At 70.9% G+C, this 16,003-nt stretch carries 18 protein-coding genes and 1 pseudogene; 8 read left to right on the top strand and 11 right to left on the bottom strand.

Going from position 1 to position 16,003, the window contains the following annotated elements:
• Window positions 1-583 (top strand): HAD-IC family P-type ATPase (locus IE107_RS22895; RefSeq protein WP_189545798.1); only part of this gene is annotated, 583 nt, incomplete at its 5' end.
• A 183-nt stretch (window positions 584-766) separates the two neighbouring features.
• On the opposite strand, the pseudogene IE107_RS22890 reads toward IE107_RS22895, so the two are convergent.
• Window positions 767-1,003: pseudogene (locus IE107_RS22890) on the bottom strand (LamB/YcsF family protein); the annotation flags it as partial.
• 23 nt (window positions 1,004-1,026) lie between these two features.
• Between IE107_RS22890 and IE107_RS22885 the strand changes: the two are divergent.
• Entirely contained in the window at window positions 1,027-1,701 is a 675-nt protein-coding gene (locus tag IE107_RS22885) for an HD domain-containing protein (RefSeq protein WP_189545796.1), read from the top strand.
• Between the two features lie 80 nt (window positions 1,702-1,781).
• Window positions 1,782-3,053 (top strand): Cmx/CmrA family chloramphenicol efflux MFS transporter, encoded by a 1,272-nt coding sequence (locus IE107_RS22880; protein ID WP_189545794.1) that lies wholly within the window; start codon window positions 1,782-1,784, stop codon window positions 3,051-3,053.
• A gap of 50 nt (window positions 3,054-3,103) precedes the next feature.
• Here the strand turns inward: IE107_RS22880 and IE107_RS22875 are convergent, their stop codons facing one another.
• Together IE107_RS22875 and IE107_RS22870 are read right to left on the bottom strand one after the other, a co-directional pair.
• Window positions 3,104-3,379, bottom strand: a complete 276-nt coding sequence (locus IE107_RS22875) for a DUF4031 domain-containing protein (RefSeq protein WP_189545792.1) — start codon at window positions 3,377-3,379, stop codon at window positions 3,104-3,106.
• Complete coding sequence (locus tag IE107_RS22870) at window positions 3,376-3,744, bottom strand: DUF8819 family protein (protein WP_189545790.1); 369 nt, start codon at window positions 3,742-3,744, stop codon at window positions 3,376-3,378. Before IE107_RS22870 ends, IE107_RS22875 begins: the two co-directional genes overlap by 4 nt.
• A 146-nt stretch (window positions 3,745-3,890) precedes the next feature.
• Between IE107_RS22870 and IE107_RS22865 the strand changes: the two genes are divergently transcribed.
• The 3 genes from IE107_RS22865 (at window position 3,891) to IE107_RS22855 (ending at window position 7,447) form a co-directional block, all read left to right on the top strand.
• Entirely contained in the window at window positions 3,891-4,811 is a 921-nt protein-coding gene (locus IE107_RS22865; protein WP_189545788.1) for a MurR/RpiR family transcriptional regulator, read from the top strand.
• Between the two features lie 70 nt (window positions 4,812-4,881).
• The gene (murQ, locus tag IE107_RS22860) at window positions 4,882-5,847 is read left to right on the top strand and encodes an N-acetylmuramic acid 6-phosphate etherase (RefSeq protein WP_189545787.1); all 966 of its coding nucleotides are present in this window, start codon (window positions 4,882-4,884) and stop codon (window positions 5,845-5,847) included.
• Window positions 5,848-5,893: 46 nt separating this feature from the next.
• Window positions 5,894-7,447, top strand: a complete 1,554-nt coding sequence (locus IE107_RS22855; RefSeq protein ID WP_189545785.1) for a PTS transporter subunit EIIC — start codon at window positions 5,894-5,896, stop codon at window positions 7,445-7,447.
• Between the two features lie 86 nt (window positions 7,448-7,533).
• Here IE107_RS22855 and IE107_RS22850 read toward each other — a convergent pair whose 3' ends face one another.
• The 4 genes from IE107_RS22850 to IE107_RS22840 form a co-directional block, all read right to left on the bottom strand.
• Complete coding sequence (locus IE107_RS22850) at window positions 7,534-8,139, bottom strand: Uma2 family endonuclease (RefSeq protein ID WP_189545783.1); 606 nt, start codon at window positions 8,137-8,139, stop codon at window positions 7,534-7,536.
• Window positions 8,140-8,566: 427 nt separating this feature from the next.
• On the bottom strand, window positions 8,567-8,800 hold the full coding sequence (locus tag IE107_RS35200) for a hypothetical protein (protein WP_229867176.1): 234 nt from the start codon (window positions 8,798-8,800) through the stop codon (window positions 8,567-8,569).
• On the bottom strand, window positions 8,790-9,038 hold the full coding sequence (locus IE107_RS22845; protein ID WP_189545781.1) for a hypothetical protein: 249 nt from the start codon (window positions 9,036-9,038) through the stop codon (window positions 8,790-8,792). The genes IE107_RS35200 and IE107_RS22845 overlap by 11 nt, the downstream gene beginning before the upstream one ends.
• A 227-nt stretch (window positions 9,039-9,265) precedes the next feature.
• Window positions 9,266-9,862 carry a TetR/AcrR family transcriptional regulator gene (locus IE107_RS22840; RefSeq protein ID WP_189545779.1) on the bottom strand — a complete coding sequence of 199 codons (597 nt, stop codon included), beginning with the start codon at window positions 9,860-9,862 and terminating at the stop codon, window positions 9,266-9,268.
• Between the two features lie 112 nt (window positions 9,863-9,974).
• Here IE107_RS22840 and IE107_RS22835 point away from each other — a divergent pair, with 112 nt between their 5' ends.
• Window positions 9,975-11,165: a cytochrome P450 gene (locus IE107_RS22835; RefSeq protein ID WP_189545777.1), complete on the top strand. Its 1,191-nt coding sequence runs from the start codon at window positions 9,975-9,977 to the stop codon at window positions 11,163-11,165.
• A 5-nt stretch (window positions 11,166-11,170) separates the two neighbouring features.
• Complete coding sequence (locus IE107_RS22830) at window positions 11,171-11,389, top strand: ferredoxin (RefSeq protein WP_189545775.1); 219 nt, start codon at window positions 11,171-11,173, stop codon at window positions 11,387-11,389.
• 167 nt (window positions 11,390-11,556) lie between these two features.
• Here IE107_RS22830 and IE107_RS22825 read toward each other — a convergent pair whose 3' ends face one another.
• From IE107_RS22825 to IE107_RS22810, 4 genes are all read right to left on the bottom strand, one after another.
• Window positions 11,557-13,821: an ABC transporter permease gene (locus tag IE107_RS22825; protein WP_189545773.1), complete on the bottom strand. Its 2,265-nt coding sequence runs from the start codon at window positions 13,819-13,821 to the stop codon at window positions 11,557-11,559.
• On the bottom strand, window positions 13,818-14,510 hold the full coding sequence (locus IE107_RS22820; RefSeq protein ID WP_189545771.1) for an ABC transporter ATP-binding protein: 693 nt from the start codon (window positions 14,508-14,510) through the stop codon (window positions 13,818-13,820). The genes IE107_RS22825 and IE107_RS22820 overlap by 4 nt, the downstream gene beginning before the upstream one ends.
• A 56-nt stretch (window positions 14,511-14,566) precedes the next feature.
• Window positions 14,567-14,992, bottom strand: coding sequence for a hypothetical protein (locus IE107_RS22815; RefSeq protein WP_189545769.1), 426 nt, complete (start codon window positions 14,990-14,992; stop codon window positions 14,567-14,569).
• A 291-nt stretch (window positions 14,993-15,283) separates the two neighbouring features.
• Entirely contained in the window at window positions 15,284-15,748 is a 465-nt protein-coding gene (locus tag IE107_RS22810; protein ID WP_189545767.1) for a hypothetical protein, read from the bottom strand.
• Window positions 15,749-16,003 lie beyond the last annotated feature (255 nt).

Raw genomic sequence — 16,003 nt, 5'->3', positions numbered from 1 at the left:
CGTCGCCTGGGACGGCGAGGCACGAGCCGTGCTCGAAGTCGCCGACGCGGTCAAGGACACCAGCGCCCAGGCCATCGAGCGGCTGCGGGCCCTGGGCCTCGCCCCGATCCTGCTGACCGGCGACAACCGGGCGGTGGCCGAGGCGGTCGCGGCCGAGGTCGGGATCGACGAGGTGTACGCGGAGGTCATGCCTCAGGACAAGGTCGACGTCGTCAAGAAGCTCCAGGCCGAGGGACGTTCGGTCGCCATGGTCGGCGACGGGGTCAACGACGCGGCCGCCCTCGCCCAGGCCGATCTGGGCCTGGCGATGGGGACCGGCACGGACGCCGCGATCGAGGCCGGCGACCTGACGCTGGTGCGCGGGGACCTGCGGGCCGCCGCGGACGCCATCCGGCTGTCGCGCAAGACCCTCGGCACCATCCGTACGAACCTGTTCTGGGCCTTCGCCTACAACGTGGCCGCTCTGCCGCTCGCCGCGGCCGGGCTGCTCAACCCGATGATCGCGGGCGCCGCGATGGCGTTCTCCTCGGTCTTCGTGGTCGGCAACTCGCTGCGGCTGCGGGGCTTCAGGGCGGCGGAGTGAGCGACGGCACACCTCGACGCGATCTGCCAGGAGGCCAACGGGTCTCCTGGCAGATCGCGTTGCCGTGACGATGTGGATCACCGCGGACCACTACGGGCTGCCCGACCCGTCGTGACGGCCGCGGCCGTCAGCGCGGGCTCCTGACGACGCCCAACGCCGGGTAACCACCCGTCGTCGTGGTCGGTGCGGTTTGACGTACGAGACCCGGGACCCGGCTGCCTCCGCGAACACCCACAACGCATCGATCCGGCAGGCCACTTCGGCGGCGAGTTCGACGGCCGGTACGTCCATGGCGCGGCGTCCGAAGCCCGCCAGGTCGCGGTACGAGACCTGTGCCCCGACGCGTACGCCCCGGGCGGGCTCGGTGCCGCAGACCCGCCACATCACCGAGGCGTCCCCCGCGTGGAAGCCGCAGGCCCGTCCGGACCCTCTAACCTCGGAGCATGGACGACACGGCTCAGGCCCTTCCCGGCAGCGCGGACGACGGGCTCCTGCACCGCCGCTGGCACGACTGCCTGGTCGCCGCCCGCGGCAGCGCCGCCGGGCCCGATCCCGCGCCGTACGCCGACAACCTCCTGGCGCGCTGGGCCGAGCCGCAGCGGCGGTACCACACCACCGCGCACCTGGTCGCGGTGCTCGATCACATCGACACGCTCGCCGGGTACGCGGCCGACCCGGACGCGGTACGCCTCGCCGCCTGGTTCCACGACGCGGTGTACCGGCCCGACCGGTCCGAGAACGAGGAGCGCAGCGCGGCACTCGCCGAGCGCGCCCTGACGGAGGCCGGCGTGCCGGACGGGGTCACGGCCGAGGTGGCCCGTCTGGTGCGGCTGACCGTCACCCACGACCCGGCGGAGGGCGACACCAACGGCGAGGTGCTCTGCGACGCGGATCTGGCCGTCCTCGCGGCGGCCCCGAGGGATTACGCGACGTACGCGGCGCAGGTGCGCGAGGAGTACGGCTTCGTGCCCGACGACGCCTTCCGGGAGGGGCGGGCCACCGTGCTGAGCCAGTTGCTCGGGCTGCCGCGGCTGTTCCGTACGCCGCACGGGGCGGAGCACTGGGAGCCGCGGGCGCGGCAGAACCTGCTGACCGAATGGGAGCTGCTCAGCCACTGACGAGCGGCGGCGGGGGAATTCCGGGGCCGTGAGCGCTGTTGGCAGCTGTCATGCCCGACTCTGCTGTTCGCCGCTCTCGTATGCCCCTGGCCGTATACATCCTGGGTCTCTCGGTCTTCGCCCTGGGAACCAGTGAATTCATGCTCTCCGGGCTGCTGCCGCCCATCGCCGACGACATGAACGTGTCGATCCCCCGTGCCGGACTCCTCATATCCGCCTTCGCGATCGGCATGGTGATCGGCGCCCCGTTGCTCGCCGTGGCCACGCTCCGGCTGCCGCGCCGCACCACGCTGATCGCCCTGATCTCCGTCTTCGGCCTCGGTCAGGTCGCGGGCGCGCTGGCGCCGACGTACGAGGTGCTCTTCGCGTCCCGGGTGGTGAGCGCGTTCGCCTGTGCCGGGTTCTGGGCGGTGGGGGCGGCGGTCGCCATCGCGATGGTGCCGGTGAACGCGCGGGCCCGCGCGATGGCCGTGATGATCGGCGGTCTGTCGATCGCCAATGTGCTGGGCGTGCCCCTGGGGGCGTTCCTCGGTGAGAACTTCGGCTGGCGGTCGGCGTTCTGGGCCGTGGGCGCGGCGTCCGCCGTGGCGCTGGTCGGGGTGACGACGCTGATTCCGCGCATTCCGCTGCCGGAGCAGAAGCCGCGGCTCAAGCAGGAGATGAGCATCTACCGGGACCGGCAGGTGTGGCTGTCGATCGTGATCACGGCACTCGCCGCGGGCGGCGTCTTCTGCGCGTTCAGCTATCTCGCCCCGCTGCTGACGGATGTCGCCGGGCTGGACTCGGGCTGGGTGCCGACGGTGCTCGCGCTGTTCGGGATCGGCGCGCTGGTCGGTACGACGATCGGCGGCCGGGTCGCGGACGCACATCTCTTCGGCGTGCTGATGAGCGGTATCGCGGCGTCGACGGTTCTCCTGGTCGCACTGGCGCTGTTCGCGTCGAGCCCGGTCGCCGTGGTCGGGCTCTCGTTCCTGCTGGGCCTGTCCTCGTTCTACACGGCCCCGGCGCTGAACGCCCGGATGTTCAACGTCGCGGGCGCCGCCCCGACACTGGCCGGCGCGACGACGACCGCCGCGTTCAACCTCGGCAACACGAGCGGCCCCTGGCTGGGCGGCGCGGTGATCGACGCGGACTTCGGTTTCGAAGCGACCGCGTGGGCCGGCGCGGCGATGATGGTTCTGGCGCTGGTGGCCGTGGTGTGCTCGCTGCGGCTCCAGGGCGGGGGCAGGACGCGCCGGGTGACGGGGTCGCCCGCCGCGGTGTCGTCGGGGGCGTCCGCGAAGGAGGGCACGCCCGTGCGGCAGGGGGCAGCCGTGGAGGCGTGCGCGGACGCGAGCCCTTCCGCCGGCTGACCCCGCCCGGCCTCGTCCGGCATCCTCCGGCCCGCGTCCGGCACCGTGCGTCAGGTGCCCGGCGCGGGCCGTCCCTTGGGGCGCCGCAGCCCCGCCTCCGTGATCCGGCGGACGAGTTCCTTCGAGCCGATCTCCTTCGCCCCGGCCCGCACCGCGTCCTCGTACCGCGTCTGCGGTACGTCGTAGTGGTCCCGCTCGAACGCGCGCGGCGGGCAGCCGATGGACGCCGCGAAGGCGTGCAACTCCTCGAAGGAGACGTCGCTGACCAGGTGCGACCAGAGCCGCCCGTGCCCCGGCCACTCGGGCGGGTCGATGTAGACGGTCACCGCCGCAGTATCCCGTTCAGCGAACCGACCGGCGCCACGGCCACCGCGGCCTTGGTGCACACCCAGTGCGGGTCCGGGCCCAGTTCGGGTTCGACATCGAGTGCGTGCGGGTCCCCGGCGTCACAGACCGGGCAGAGCGGCCAGCGCCCGTACCGTTCGAGCAGCGCGTCCTGCACGTCCTGGGCGACGAGTCCGACCACGAACGCGGCACCGTCCGGCCACTGCTCCACCCACCAGCGGCGGTGCGTCACCGCGTCCTCGACCAGCGAGACGATCCCGGCCTCGGCGACGTCACCTGCGGCGAGATCGGCCATGACCAGCGCGCGGGCCGTGTGCAACGCCTGTTCCAGGGGGTTCATCTCCATGGGCCCATTGTCACCCCGGCCGCGAACCCGCCTCGCGCGCCCGCCGCTTCCGTTTCCGCGCTGTCGGAGGCGGCGGGCCGGGGCACCGACGAGAGCGGGACCAAAGGGGGGTTGACGGGCAACCCGGTTGAAAATATCTTTCAAATGTGACCAATGACCTGAAGGAAAGTTTCAGCACCGCCGACTCCCCGCCCGCCCCGGCAGCCCTCGCGGCCAAGGTGCGCACGCTCGCGCCTTCGATGACCCGTTCCATGCAGCGCGTCGCCGAGGCCGTGGCCGGTGACCCGGCCGGCTGCGCAGCCCTCACGGTCACCGGTCTCGCCGAGCTCACCGGCACCAGCGAGGCGACCGTGGTCCGCACCGCCCGCCTCCTCGGCTACCCCGGCTACCGCGATCTGCGCCTGGCCCTCGCCGGGCTCGCCGCTCACCAGCAGTCCGGCCGGGCCCCCTCCGTCACCGCCGACATAGCGGTCGACGACCCGATCGCCGATGTGGTCGCCAAGCTGGCCTACGACGAGCAGCAGACCCTCGCCGACACGGCCGCGGGGCTCGACACCGTCCAGCTCGGTGCCGCCGTGGCCGCCGCCGCCACCGCCCGGCGCATCGACATCTACGGCGTGGGCGCCTCCTCGCTCGTCGGCCAGGACCTCGCGCAGAAGATGGCCCGGATCGGCCTGATCGCGCACTCCCACACGGACCCGCACCTCGCGGTGACCAACGCGGTGCAGCTCCGCTCCGGCGATGTGGCCATCGCGATCACGCACTCCGGCTCCACGGACGACGTCATCGAGCCGCTGCGGGTCGCCTTCGACCGCGGCGCGACGACGATCGCGATCACCGGCCGCCCCGACGGCCCCGTCACGCAGTACGCCGACCACGTACTGACCACATCCACCGCCCGGGAGAGCGAGCTGCGGCCCGCCGCCATGTCGAGCCGTACGAGCCAGCTCCTCGTCGTCGACTGCCTGTTCATAGGCGTCGCGCAGCGCACGTACGAGACAGCGGCTCCGGCCCTCGCCGCCTCCTACGAGGCGCTGGCCCACCGCCACACCCCGCGCCCGCGCTGACCGTCCCGCCGATCCGCGAACCCCCGCACCCGCTGAACCGCACGAGACCGAGAAAGCAGAGCCGCCCTCCATGACCTCCTCCACCGACGCCGACCCCACCGCCTCCGAAGGCTACGGCGAGCTGCGCGCCCAGCTCGCGACGCTCACCACGGAGGCGTTCCGGCCCGAGCTCGCCGAGATCGACCGGCTCGGCACTCTTGAGATCGCCCGCATCATGAACGGCGAGGACCAGTCCGTCCCGGCCGCCGTCGGCGCCCGGCTGCCCGAGATAGCCGCCGCCATCGACGGCACCGCGGAACGCATGGCCCGCGGCGGCCGGCTGATCTACGCGGGCGCGGGCACCGCCGGCCGGCTCGGCGTGCTCGACGCCAGCGAGTGCCCGCCCACCTTCAACACCGACCCCTCCGAGGTCATCGGCCTGATCGCGGGCGGCCCGTCCGCCATGGTCAAGGCCGTCGAGGGCGCCGAGGACAGCAAGGAGCTGGCCGCCGCCGACCTCGACGCGCTGGAGCTCACCGCCGACGACACCGTGGTCGGCATCTCCGCCTCCGGCCGTACGCCGTACGCGATCGGCGCCGTCGAGCACGCCCGCCGAAAGGGCGCGCTGACCATCGGGCTGGCCTGCAACGCGGACTCCGCACTGGGCGCCGCGGCGGAGCACGGCATCGAGGTCGTCGTCGGCCCGGAGCTGCTCACCGGCTCCACCCGGCTCAAGGCGGGCACCGCCCAGAAGCTCGTCCTCAACATGATCTCGACGATCACAATGATCCGGCTCGGCAAGACCTACGGGAATCTGATGGTCGACGTCCGCGCCTCCAACGAGAAGCTGCGCGCCCGCTCCCGCAGGATCGTCTCGCTCGCCACCGGGGCGTCCGACGCGGAGATCGAGGCCGCGCTCGCCGCGACCGACGGCGAGGTGAAGAACGCCATCCTCACCATCCTCGGCCAGGTCGACGGCCCCACCGCCGCCACCCTGCTGACCGCGTCCGACGGCCACCTCCGCGCCGCCCTCGCCGCCGCCCCCCGAACCACCTGACCCACCGGCTCCACCCCGCACCTCCGCACAGCAAGGCCCAAGCACCATGGCAACAGAAGACAAGAACCGCGCCACCGCCGCCGCGATCCTTCCGCTCGTCGGTGGCGCCGCGAACGTCAGCTCCATCGCCCACTGCATGACCCGGCTCCGGCTGGGTCTGCACGACCGCTCGCTCGTCGACGACGAGGCCCTGAAGGCGGTCCCCGCCGTCATGGGTGTGGTCGAGGACGACACGTACCAGATCGTCCTCGGCCCGGGCACCGTCGCCCGGGTCACACCGGAGTTCGAGCAACTGGTCGAGGAGGGCCGGACGGCGGCCCCCGCACCGGACCCCGCCGCCACGCCCGACTCCGACTCCGCCTCCGCCTCGGCCTCGGCCTCGGCGGACGAACTGGCCGCCCAGGGTGCCGCGATGAAGGCGGCGCGGAAGGCGAAGAACGCCACCCCGTTCAAGCTGTTCCTGCGCAGGGTCGCGAACATCTTCGTCCCGCTGATCCCGGCGCTCATCGGCTGCGGCATCATCGCCGGCCTCAACGGCCTGCTGGTGAACCTGGGCTGGCTGACCTCGGTCACCCCCGCCCTGGCCGCGATGGCGTCCGGCTTCATGGCGCTGATCGCCGTGTTCGTCGGCCACAACACGGCGAAGGAGTTCGGCGGTACGCCGATCCTGGGCGGTGCGGTCGCCGCGATCATCGTCTTCCCGGGCGTCGCGAACATCGAGGCGTTCGGCCAGAAGCTCTCCCCCGGGCAGGGCGGTGTGCTGGGCGCGCTCGGTGCTGCGGTGCTCGCGGTGTACGTGGAGAAGTGGTGCCGGCGCTGGGTGCCCGAAGCACTCGACGTCCTGGTCACCCCGACGCTCACGGTCCTGATCTCCGGCCTGGTGACGATCTTCGGCCTGATGTACGTGGCCGGTGAGGTCTCCACCGCCATCGGTACGTTCGCCGACTGGCTGCTCTCCAACGGCGGCGCGGGCGCGGGCTTCGTACTCGGCGGACTCTTCCTGCCCCTGGTGATGCTGGGCCTGCACCAGGCGCTCATCCCGATCCACACCACCCTCATCGAGCAGCAGGGCTACACCGTGCTGCTCCCGATCCTCGCGATGGCGGGCGCCGGCCAGGTCGGCGCGGCCGCGGCGGTCTACTTCCGCCTCCCGCGCAACGGGTCGATCCGCCGCACCATCAAGTCCGCCCTCCCGGCCGGTCTGCTGGGCGTCGGCGAGCCCCTGATCTACGGCGTCAGCCTCCCGCTCGGCCGCCCGTTCATCACGGCGTGCGTGGGCGGCGCGTTCGGCGGCGGCTTCATCGGCCTGTTCAACCAGCTGGGCGACAAGGTCGGCTCCACGGCCATCGGCCCGTCCGGCTGGGCCCTGTTCCCCCTGCTCGACGGCAACCACGGCCTGGGCAGCACCGCCGCGATCTACGCGGGCGGCCTGCTGGTCGGCTACCTCGCCGGCTTCCTCGCGACGTACTTCTTCGGCTTCAGCAAGGACCTGCTGGCGGAGTTCAATGTCTCGCAGGAACCGGCCGAATCCACGGTCGCGGCAACGGGCGGCCCGACGACCGGCCCCGACAGCCCGGCAAAGGAACCGGCCGGGGTCTGACCCGGTACCCGGTACCCGATACCCGTCACACGGCCACGAACGAGGGCGGCACCCGGTCGCCGGGTGCCGCCCTCGCCCGCGCCCGCTCAGACCGGGAACTCGTCCGTGAGGAGCGTCGTGCCGAACGGCTCCGGCAGGGTGAGCGGCTTCCCGAACGGCACCGGGTCGGAATGCTTGTACGTCCCGTCCTCGTTGGGCTCCGTGAACAGGGTGGCCATCGCCCCGCGTGTGTCGAACCGGTCGATCAGCAGATACATCGGCACACCCGCGCGCGCATAGGCGCGGTACTTCTTCGTCCGGTCGTCCCGGGCGTTGCCCTTCGAAGTGATCTCGACGACGAGCAGGGCATCCGCCGCGTCCATCGGGTCGGCGGCCTCCGGGTCGGCGGCGTCGATGAGCTCCGAGGGCATGACCACCAGATCCGGCACGTAGAGCTTGCCGAGCGGGGCCACGTGGACACCGAGAGTCCGGTAGATCTCCAGCTCGTCGGGCAGATCCTTGTAAAGCCTGCGCTGCACTTTGGCGGCAATGCCGTTGTGATGCGCATGAGGCGGAGGTACCGAGACGATCTGCCCTTCGTCGATCTCGGCGCGCCATCCCTCGGGCACGTCCAGTTCACGCCATGTCTGCAGCAGGTAGTCCCACGGGCGGCCCTCAGAGGCCTGGTCGTTCTCGACCATCGCGGCGGTCATCGCGGGTCCCTTCTCCTGTGGCCTGTCAAAGGAGCGTAGATCGACGGTTCTGCGGCGGTTCGCCGCTTCCCTCAGCGTCCCACGATCGTGTGAGGCGCGCAGCGACCCTCCGCCGTCCGCCCGGTCGCGGAATTCTCGCGGTTCGCCGAGGCCGCGTCCCGCACCGGGGCATCGCCCGTGTCCGGCCCCACTCCGAGGGCCCGGCGGCCGTCGGGCCCGTGGGCCGCGATGTCCGTACCGGGTTCGGCGGGCGACAGCTCGACCGGGTCGCCTCCGCCGGTATCCGCTCGGGCAGACTTCACCCACGCTGCTTTGCATCACGCGCATCGGGCCCCATCGGCCCGATCGGAGGGCGGCACCCACCCGGGGCGTCGCCCTTCCGTACCCGTACATCCGCCGCCCGTTCACACGCGACGTCCCGACGCCTTCAGGGCAGCCTCCCCTCCCTGTTGACCTCCCTCACCCGAGCCCGTAACACCTCCCCCAGCGGCGCCGGGCGCACCGACTCCGGCGGGCACTCCCACTCCGGCCCACCACCGGGCGCCCGCAGCTGTACGTACGGCCCGACGCTCCCCATCACGCGCCCCACCCGGCCGTCCCGGGTGTCCACCGCGAACGACCCCGGCTCGGGCGCGCACGGGTCGAGGACCTCACCTTCCATGACCGGCCAGCCCTTGCTCCTCCAGCACCACACTCAGCCGCAGCGCCGTGTCGAGGTTGCACCGGCCGAGGTCGACCAGCGGCGACACCGGGTCGCTCCCCGCACAGGTCACCGGGTCGATCCGCAGCGAGGGCAGCGTGATCCCGACGCCCGAGAACCCTTCCTTCAACCGCGCCACCGCATCCTCCGCCGCCCGCACTCTGCCCTCCATCGCCACGCGCCGTTCCTTGATCGTCATGATGCATCCCTTTCCACTCTGAGTAATGACAATGCATACCCAGCGTGTTCAACGCGCCGCCGACCCGGAAGAGGCGCAGAACCAACAACCGCACATGTGTCACAGGGAGTTGTCATGCCGTCTTCGAGCGCAACGACGGCCGACCCGAACACCCGGGCCGGACCCGGAGCTTGAGCTCGGGACACGGGGCTTGAGCCCCGGGTCCGGCCGCGCTCTTCGTGCGGGCGCTACTCGCCGCGATCGTCCGGCGCCGCCCACAGACGACCGAGCGTGTCGAGGACGAGACGGCAGACGTCGTCCGGGTCGGCACCGGCCAAGGGTTCGCGCGCGACGACCGTCCGCATCAGGCCGATCCCCAGCAGCCAGGCCATGGCGAGATCCGCGCGCAGCACCGCGTCCGGGGCGCCGGAGAGCCCGGCCAGCGCGCTCCGGTACTCCTCCCCCAGGTTCCGCAGGGTCCCGGCCGCCTCGTCACCCCGTCCGATGGAGCGCAGATAGACCTCCAGGGAGCGGTCCTCCGCCCCCTCCGCGCTACGGGTCAGCATCGAACGCAGGGCGGTCTCGAAGAGTTCCTCGGGCGGCGTCTCCCGCAATTGCTCCAGCCCGCCCAGCGCGACAACTTCCGTCAGCAAACCCCGTTTCGAGCCGAAATACCGGAACAGCAGGGCCTGGTTGACCCCGGCCCGTGCCGCGATGCTCCGGACCGTCGTCCCTTCGTAGCCCCGCTCCGCGAACAGGTCGCGGGCCGCCTCCAGCAACCGGCGGCGAGTGGCCGAGGCGTCCCTGCGGCGCTCTGCGGACGGCGGGACGGATGCGGGCTCCATGGCGGCATTCCTCTCGGACGGCCCGTCAGGATAACGGCCGTAAAGCGTCGTTGACTCCCCGAGAAGAGCGCTCCTACCGTTGTAAGCAGCTGCTTACATCCGGGAGGCCGCAGTGACGACCACAGACATCGCACCCCTCGCCTACCCCTTCAACACCCCCGACGGACTCCGGCTCGCCGACGCCTACGAGCGGGTACGCGAACGGTCGGGCCTGTTACGGGTCCAGATGCCGTACGGCGAACCGGCCTGGCTCGTCACCCGCTACGCCGATGCCCGCCTCGTCCTCGGCGACCAGCGCTTCAGCCGGGCCGCCGCCGCCTCGCACGACGAGCCCCGGCAGTCCGAGGGGCAGCGCGACAGCGGCATCCTCGGCATGGACCCGCCGGACCACACCCGGCTGCGCTCGCTGGTCGCCAAGGCGTTCACCGTCCGCCAGGTCGAGAAGCTGCGCCCCCAGGTCCGGGAACTGACCGCCGGCCTCCTCGACGAGCTGGAATCCGCCGGACCTCCCGCCGACCTGGTCGACAAGTTCGCACTGCCGCTGCCGGTCGCCGTGATCTGCCGCATGCTGGGCGTGCCCACCGAGGACCGGCCGCGCTTCCGTGTGTGGAGCGACGACGCGCTGTCGACCAGTTCCCTCACCGCCGAGGAGTTCGAGGCGAGCCGCGAGGAACTGCGCTGCTACATGGCCGGATTGATCGACCAGCACCGCCAGTCGCCTCAGGACGACCTGATGACGGCACTCATCGAGGCCCGCGACGGCGGCGACCGGCTCTCGGAGCTCGAACTCATCGATCTGTGCGTGGGCATCCTGGTGGCGGGGCACGAGACCACCGCGTCCCAGATCCCCAACTTCGTCCTCACCCTCCTCGACCACCCGGACCAGCTGGCCAGGCTCAGGGCCGAACCCGAACTCGTCCCGAAGGCGGTGGAGGAGCTGCTCCGTTTCGTGCCTCTGGGCAGCGGAGCCGGTCAGCCCCGGTACGCCACCGAGGACATCGAGGTCGGCGGGACCCTCGTCCGCGCGGGCAGCCCGGTCCTGGTCGCCGTGGGCGCCGCCAACCGCGATGCCCTGCGGTTCGCCGCCCCCGGCGTGCTCGACATCGCCCGCGAGGGCAACCAGCACCTCGGGTTCGGCCACGGGGTCCACCACTGCCTGGGTGCCCCGCTGGCCCGGCTGGAACTCCAGGAGGCGCTGTCCGCCCTCATCACCCGCCTCCCGGAGCTGCGCCTGGCCGGCGACGTGACCTGGAAGTCCGAGATGCTGGTGCGCGGACCGCGTGTCATGCCGGTGGAGTGGTGACTGCCATGACGTGGAACGTACGCGTCGACCCCCAGCTCTGCCAGGGCTCGGGCATGTGCGCCGGGACCGTCCCCGAGGTGTTCGCCCTGGACGGTGAGCGCGCCCGCGCACGGGCCGACGGGACCGAGCCGGACGAACGGGTCCTCGACGCCGCCGACATCTGCCCGGCCCTGGCGATCACCGTGCACGACGGAAACACCGTCATCGGCCCCCGCCGCGACTGACCCCGCCCTGCCCGGTGTGCCGGAACAAGGGCACGAGCCCTCGGCTTGTCCGACACACCGGGCCCAGAACACGAGCGCCGGGCCCCGAACCCCGGCCCACGAACCCCGGTCCCGCCGGATCAGTCCCGCCGACTCGGCCCCGCCGGCTCAGTCCCGCCAGCGCCGGATCAGTCCCGCCGGATCAGCTCGGGGTTCACCCGCCGCCCCACCAGCGGCAACGCTCCGACCGCCGCGACCACCACCACGCCCAACGCCGAGAACAGCAACAACGGAATCCCTTCCCCGTCCCAGAACACCGCACCGCCCCCGGTGATCAGATAGCTGGACTCGGTGAGCTTTCCGGTCACCAGCGCGAGCAACAGCCCCACCGCCAGCGGCAACACCACCTGGGCGCACTGCACCGCACGCAGCGTCCGAGGGCGCGCGCCGAGCAGGGACAGTGCCGTGACCTGCGCCCTGCGTTCAACCGCCCGGTCGGTCACGGACACCAGATAGGCCGCGACGCCGATCACCAGCCCCAGCACCATCCCCGCCCCGAGCAACGCCTTGACGACTGCGATCTGCTGCATGCCCTCGACGTTCGTACCCACCAGATCGACGGATGCGGTGGGCGCGATACCCCCAATACCGTCGAGCACCTGACGCACGACCGCGGGGTCCGGACTGCTTGCCAGGATCAGTGTTGCCTCTGCTGGTCTGGCGCCGGCAGGAATCGTGGAAGGCGGAAGGAGAAGTCCCGCGCCCACGGCGGAGGGGCTGTGGGTGTCGACGTGAACCGTTCGGTCGGGAACCTTGATGCCGAGCATCCGGCTTCGCGCCCCCTCCCGCAGCTCGAACGGAAAGGTCTTGCCGGGTTTGTCCAGATCGAGCGGGAGGTCGTTCTGCGCGAGCCGCAGAACCTGTCCATCCACACAGCCTTCCATGTGCTGGACCAGATCGGAGAGTTGCGCACATGTAGCGACCAGCGCGTAGGCGGATTCGATCCACTTGTCCGAGTTCGGATCCACCCAGGAGAGCAACTCCACGGCGGTTCCCTTGGTGCCATGGAGCTCCGCGAGGGCTTGACTCCGACGTGTATCCACCTCATCGAGCGGAACGCGATAGTCCTGCTGCACGGTGTTCGGACGCGACACCTGGTTCAACTCGACCAGCACTCCCTGGGCCAGGGAGGTGGCGAACACCAGAAGCACGAGACCGGACGCGACCCTGAGCGCGCTCCCCGGCTCCACCTCGTTCCGCCGCATCGCCAGTCCGAGCGGCAGAGAACCGGTGGCCCCCGCCACGCGCCGCGACAGCCGATGGCTGAGCACCGGAAGCGTCAGGACGAGGCCGCTGCCGACCAGGACGACCGCAACAGGCACCAGCAGTGAGGAGGCTGCCGTGTCGCGCGGCGGTCGATCCAGCACACCGAGCACGCAATATCCGGCAACGATGCCCATGCCTGCGATCAACAGCAGCGCACCCCAGGCCCGCGGCGGTTTCGCCACCGCGCTGCGCCGCGCAGCCAATGGATTCTCTGCTGCCTTGACTCCCCCGGCCCTCCCCGCGAACCAGGCCAGTGCCGGGCAGCCGATGAGACACACGGCCATCGTGGCGGCCGTGAGGGTGCCGTCGTCCACGTACCACTTCAGGCCGGGCAGCCCGACGCGGGCGACGAACTGGTTCACGGCCCAGTACTCGGCGAGCCCGAGCACCGCACCGAGCAGGGCGGCAACCACTGTCTCGGCGGCATTCACCCGCTGAACGCCCTTGATGCTGACGCCGAGCAACCGCAGCGTCGCAAGGCGACGAAGCCGGGTGGCTGCGGAGAGCCGGGCGCACACGGAGAGAAAAACGGCCAGAGGCAGCAGGACCACACCGACCAGGGCGAAGCGGAGAATGTCGAGAGTCGACGGCTCGACGGCCGGCCTGTTGACGTAGCGCCCGCCGAATCCGGAGACGCTGCTACCTTCGGGAAGCTGATCGGGGCGCATCCCGATGTAGGCGAAGAGTTCGTTCGGGTGCCCGAGGCCCTCAGGCCCGATCAGCCCCTGGACCCTCCCCGGCAGTAGACCATGCAGCCCCGGCTCCCGGACCAAGGCTTCCTGCAGTCGAGGTGACACGAACACAGCACCGGGTTCAGGAACTTCAGGAATGCCGGGCGGTGGGGCGGGGACATGTTCGCCGCGCGCAAGAAAGACCCGGTCGAGAGGCTGTGAGCCGTACGCGTCGTTCTGGGTGAGAGCCAGCGTCGCACCCGCCGAACCCTTGCCGTCCTGGGGCTCCCGGGCCATGGTCCGACCATCCCGGGCGTCAAGGATGGCCGGGATGGTGAGGACCGCCGCAAGGCAGCACACCCCGATCGATGCGCCCAGCACCATCAGCAAGAAGCGCGCACGGTTGCCACGCCCGGATCCCGGCAGGAGCCTCAAGCCCAGCAGGAGTTCTTTCATACGCCCACCTGCACTGCGGTGAGCGTTCCGTCCGCCATCGCGTACCGAGTGTCGGCCCGACCCGCCACCACCGGGTCATGGGTGACGAGCACCACTGCCGTTCCCTGCGACCGGGCGAGCACCAGAAACTCCTCCAGCACTGCTGTGGCGTTCGCACTGTCCAAGGAGCCAGTCGGTTCATCAGCAAAGACAACGGCGGGGCGGTGTACCAACGCTCTTGCAACAGCCACTCGTTGGCTCTGGCCGCCAGAAATCTGCGAGGGTCTCTTCTGCCTCAACTCGCTCAGCCCCAGGCGTCCGAGCACGTCACCGGCCGCCATGTGCGCCTGCCCCTTGCGCTGACCGGCGAGCCGCAGCGGCAGGGCCGTGTTCTCCTCGACGGTGAGCTCGGGCAGCAACTCGCCGTACTGGAAGACGAATCCGAATCGGTCACGCCGCAAGGCGCTCAGCTCCTCGTCCCCCAGCTCACCCAGGGAACGCCCCTCGAAACGCACATCTCCACGAGTGACCGGCAATACCCCCGCGAGGCAGTACAGCAAGGACGACTTTCCCGATCCGCTCTGCCCGGTGATCGCCACAACCTCCCCTCGATCAACGCTCATTCGCGCACCGCTGACAGCGAGCGTGCTGCCGTAGGAGAGATCCACCTCCCGGGCCGACACAACTGCTGAGCCACTTGCCTGTTTCATCCGAACCCCCTCGAAGAAGTTGAGCCCGGGCGGCGTTGCCCGGGCCCGGGCAACGGCTACTTCCTGTTCCTGTAGTGCTGCGTCGGCGAGCAATTGTCCGGGCGCAACGAGCCACGGTCGCGGCATGCACGAACGAATGCCTCGGCCGTGTACCTGGCCGCGCCGTCATAGACGGTCTTGTGCAGGTGGATCTTCGTCTTCTGCTTTCCGTCGAATCGCTTCCAGCCGTAACCCTCGACACGTACCTGCATGTAGACGTTGTGGCCGTCCTTGTGATCCACGTCGTCGAGGTCACCCCTCCACTCGAAGCCGCCGTGGTTCCTCCCCGCAGGGTTGAAGAAGTACTGCCCTTGGCGGAACTTGACGCCGTCACTCTCCAGCGAGGGAAGGCCATGCCACGCGACAGCCACCGCGGTCCCCGCCCCGCCGAGAATCAACCCAGCCGCGAGCACCGCGTTCGCCACTGACTTCAACTTCCTCATCCGTGCCTCCCGTTCGCACCCTGCTGGACCACCCAGCGACAGCATGCGATTACACACAGTAGTCACTCGGAGCCCACTCCGGCCATCACCCTCCGTAATGTTCACCGCATCGAGTGGTTCCGCCGCACAGTCCGCGCCCCTACGCTCCCCTCGCGCACCGAACCGCTACCAAGCGCACCGAGCCGCCACAAGGTGCGACCACGGTGGTAACTCCCGGCCTGGTGACAGGAGTTACCCCCGCATGGAGATCTGCCCGGCCGCCATCGGCGCGGCCAGGCCCCCGGACACGTTCTAGTCGAGCCGCTCCAGGGACCACTGGGGCCCGCCCTCGGGGAGGAGGATCGCGCGGTCGCCCTGCGTGGTCAGGTAGCCGTACTCGCCCCGGCCGAGGGCGATGGCGACCGGCGCACCGTCGTCCGGGCCCTGGATCGACCACCGGTCGGGAAGGTGGCCGCACCGTTCCACCCACACCCTCGGCGGGAAGATCTTGAGCGGCGAGAGAGCCAGGCAGCGGTCCTCGTCGCGCGCCTCGACGATACGGGCCAGACCGTCGCCCTCATTACGGATGTTCCACACCGTGCCGGGGTTGCACGGCTCGACGTGACCCCCGAGCAGGCCTTTGCCGCCCGCGAGGCACTGGCCGCTGCGCAGGTCACGGATGAGGTAGGCGCCGTCTTCTGCGGCCCGGGAAGGGGTGGCGAGCGCCAGGATCGCGACGGCGGAGGCGGCCAGCGACAGGATTGATCGGATACGCACGGGACTCCTCGTACGGGTTGAGGGGAAAGTTCGGGCCCGATCGGCCCGGCACCCAAGATCACCGGAGCCCGTCGCCCCTCCCCCCTTTCCCGCGTCGCGCCCCCGCCGCTCCACCCTGTCAGCAGAGGCGCATTCGGAGCGCGCTCGGCGCATTCAGATCGGCGCGCACGCCCCCTCTCGCCAGGGATGCTCCGCCCGGGGCTCAAGCCGCGAAGCCCGAGCTCTTTCCGAGGAAGGGGAGGTGGGCCACTTCCC

This window comes from Streptomyces gelaticus (assembly GCF_014649535.1).
Classification (GTDB): Bacteria; Actinomycetota; Actinomycetes; order Streptomycetales; family Streptomycetaceae; genus Streptomyces; species Streptomyces gelaticus.
The sequence above is the reverse complement of the archived record's forward strand: the minus strand, read 5'-3'. Positions and strand labels throughout refer to the sequence as shown.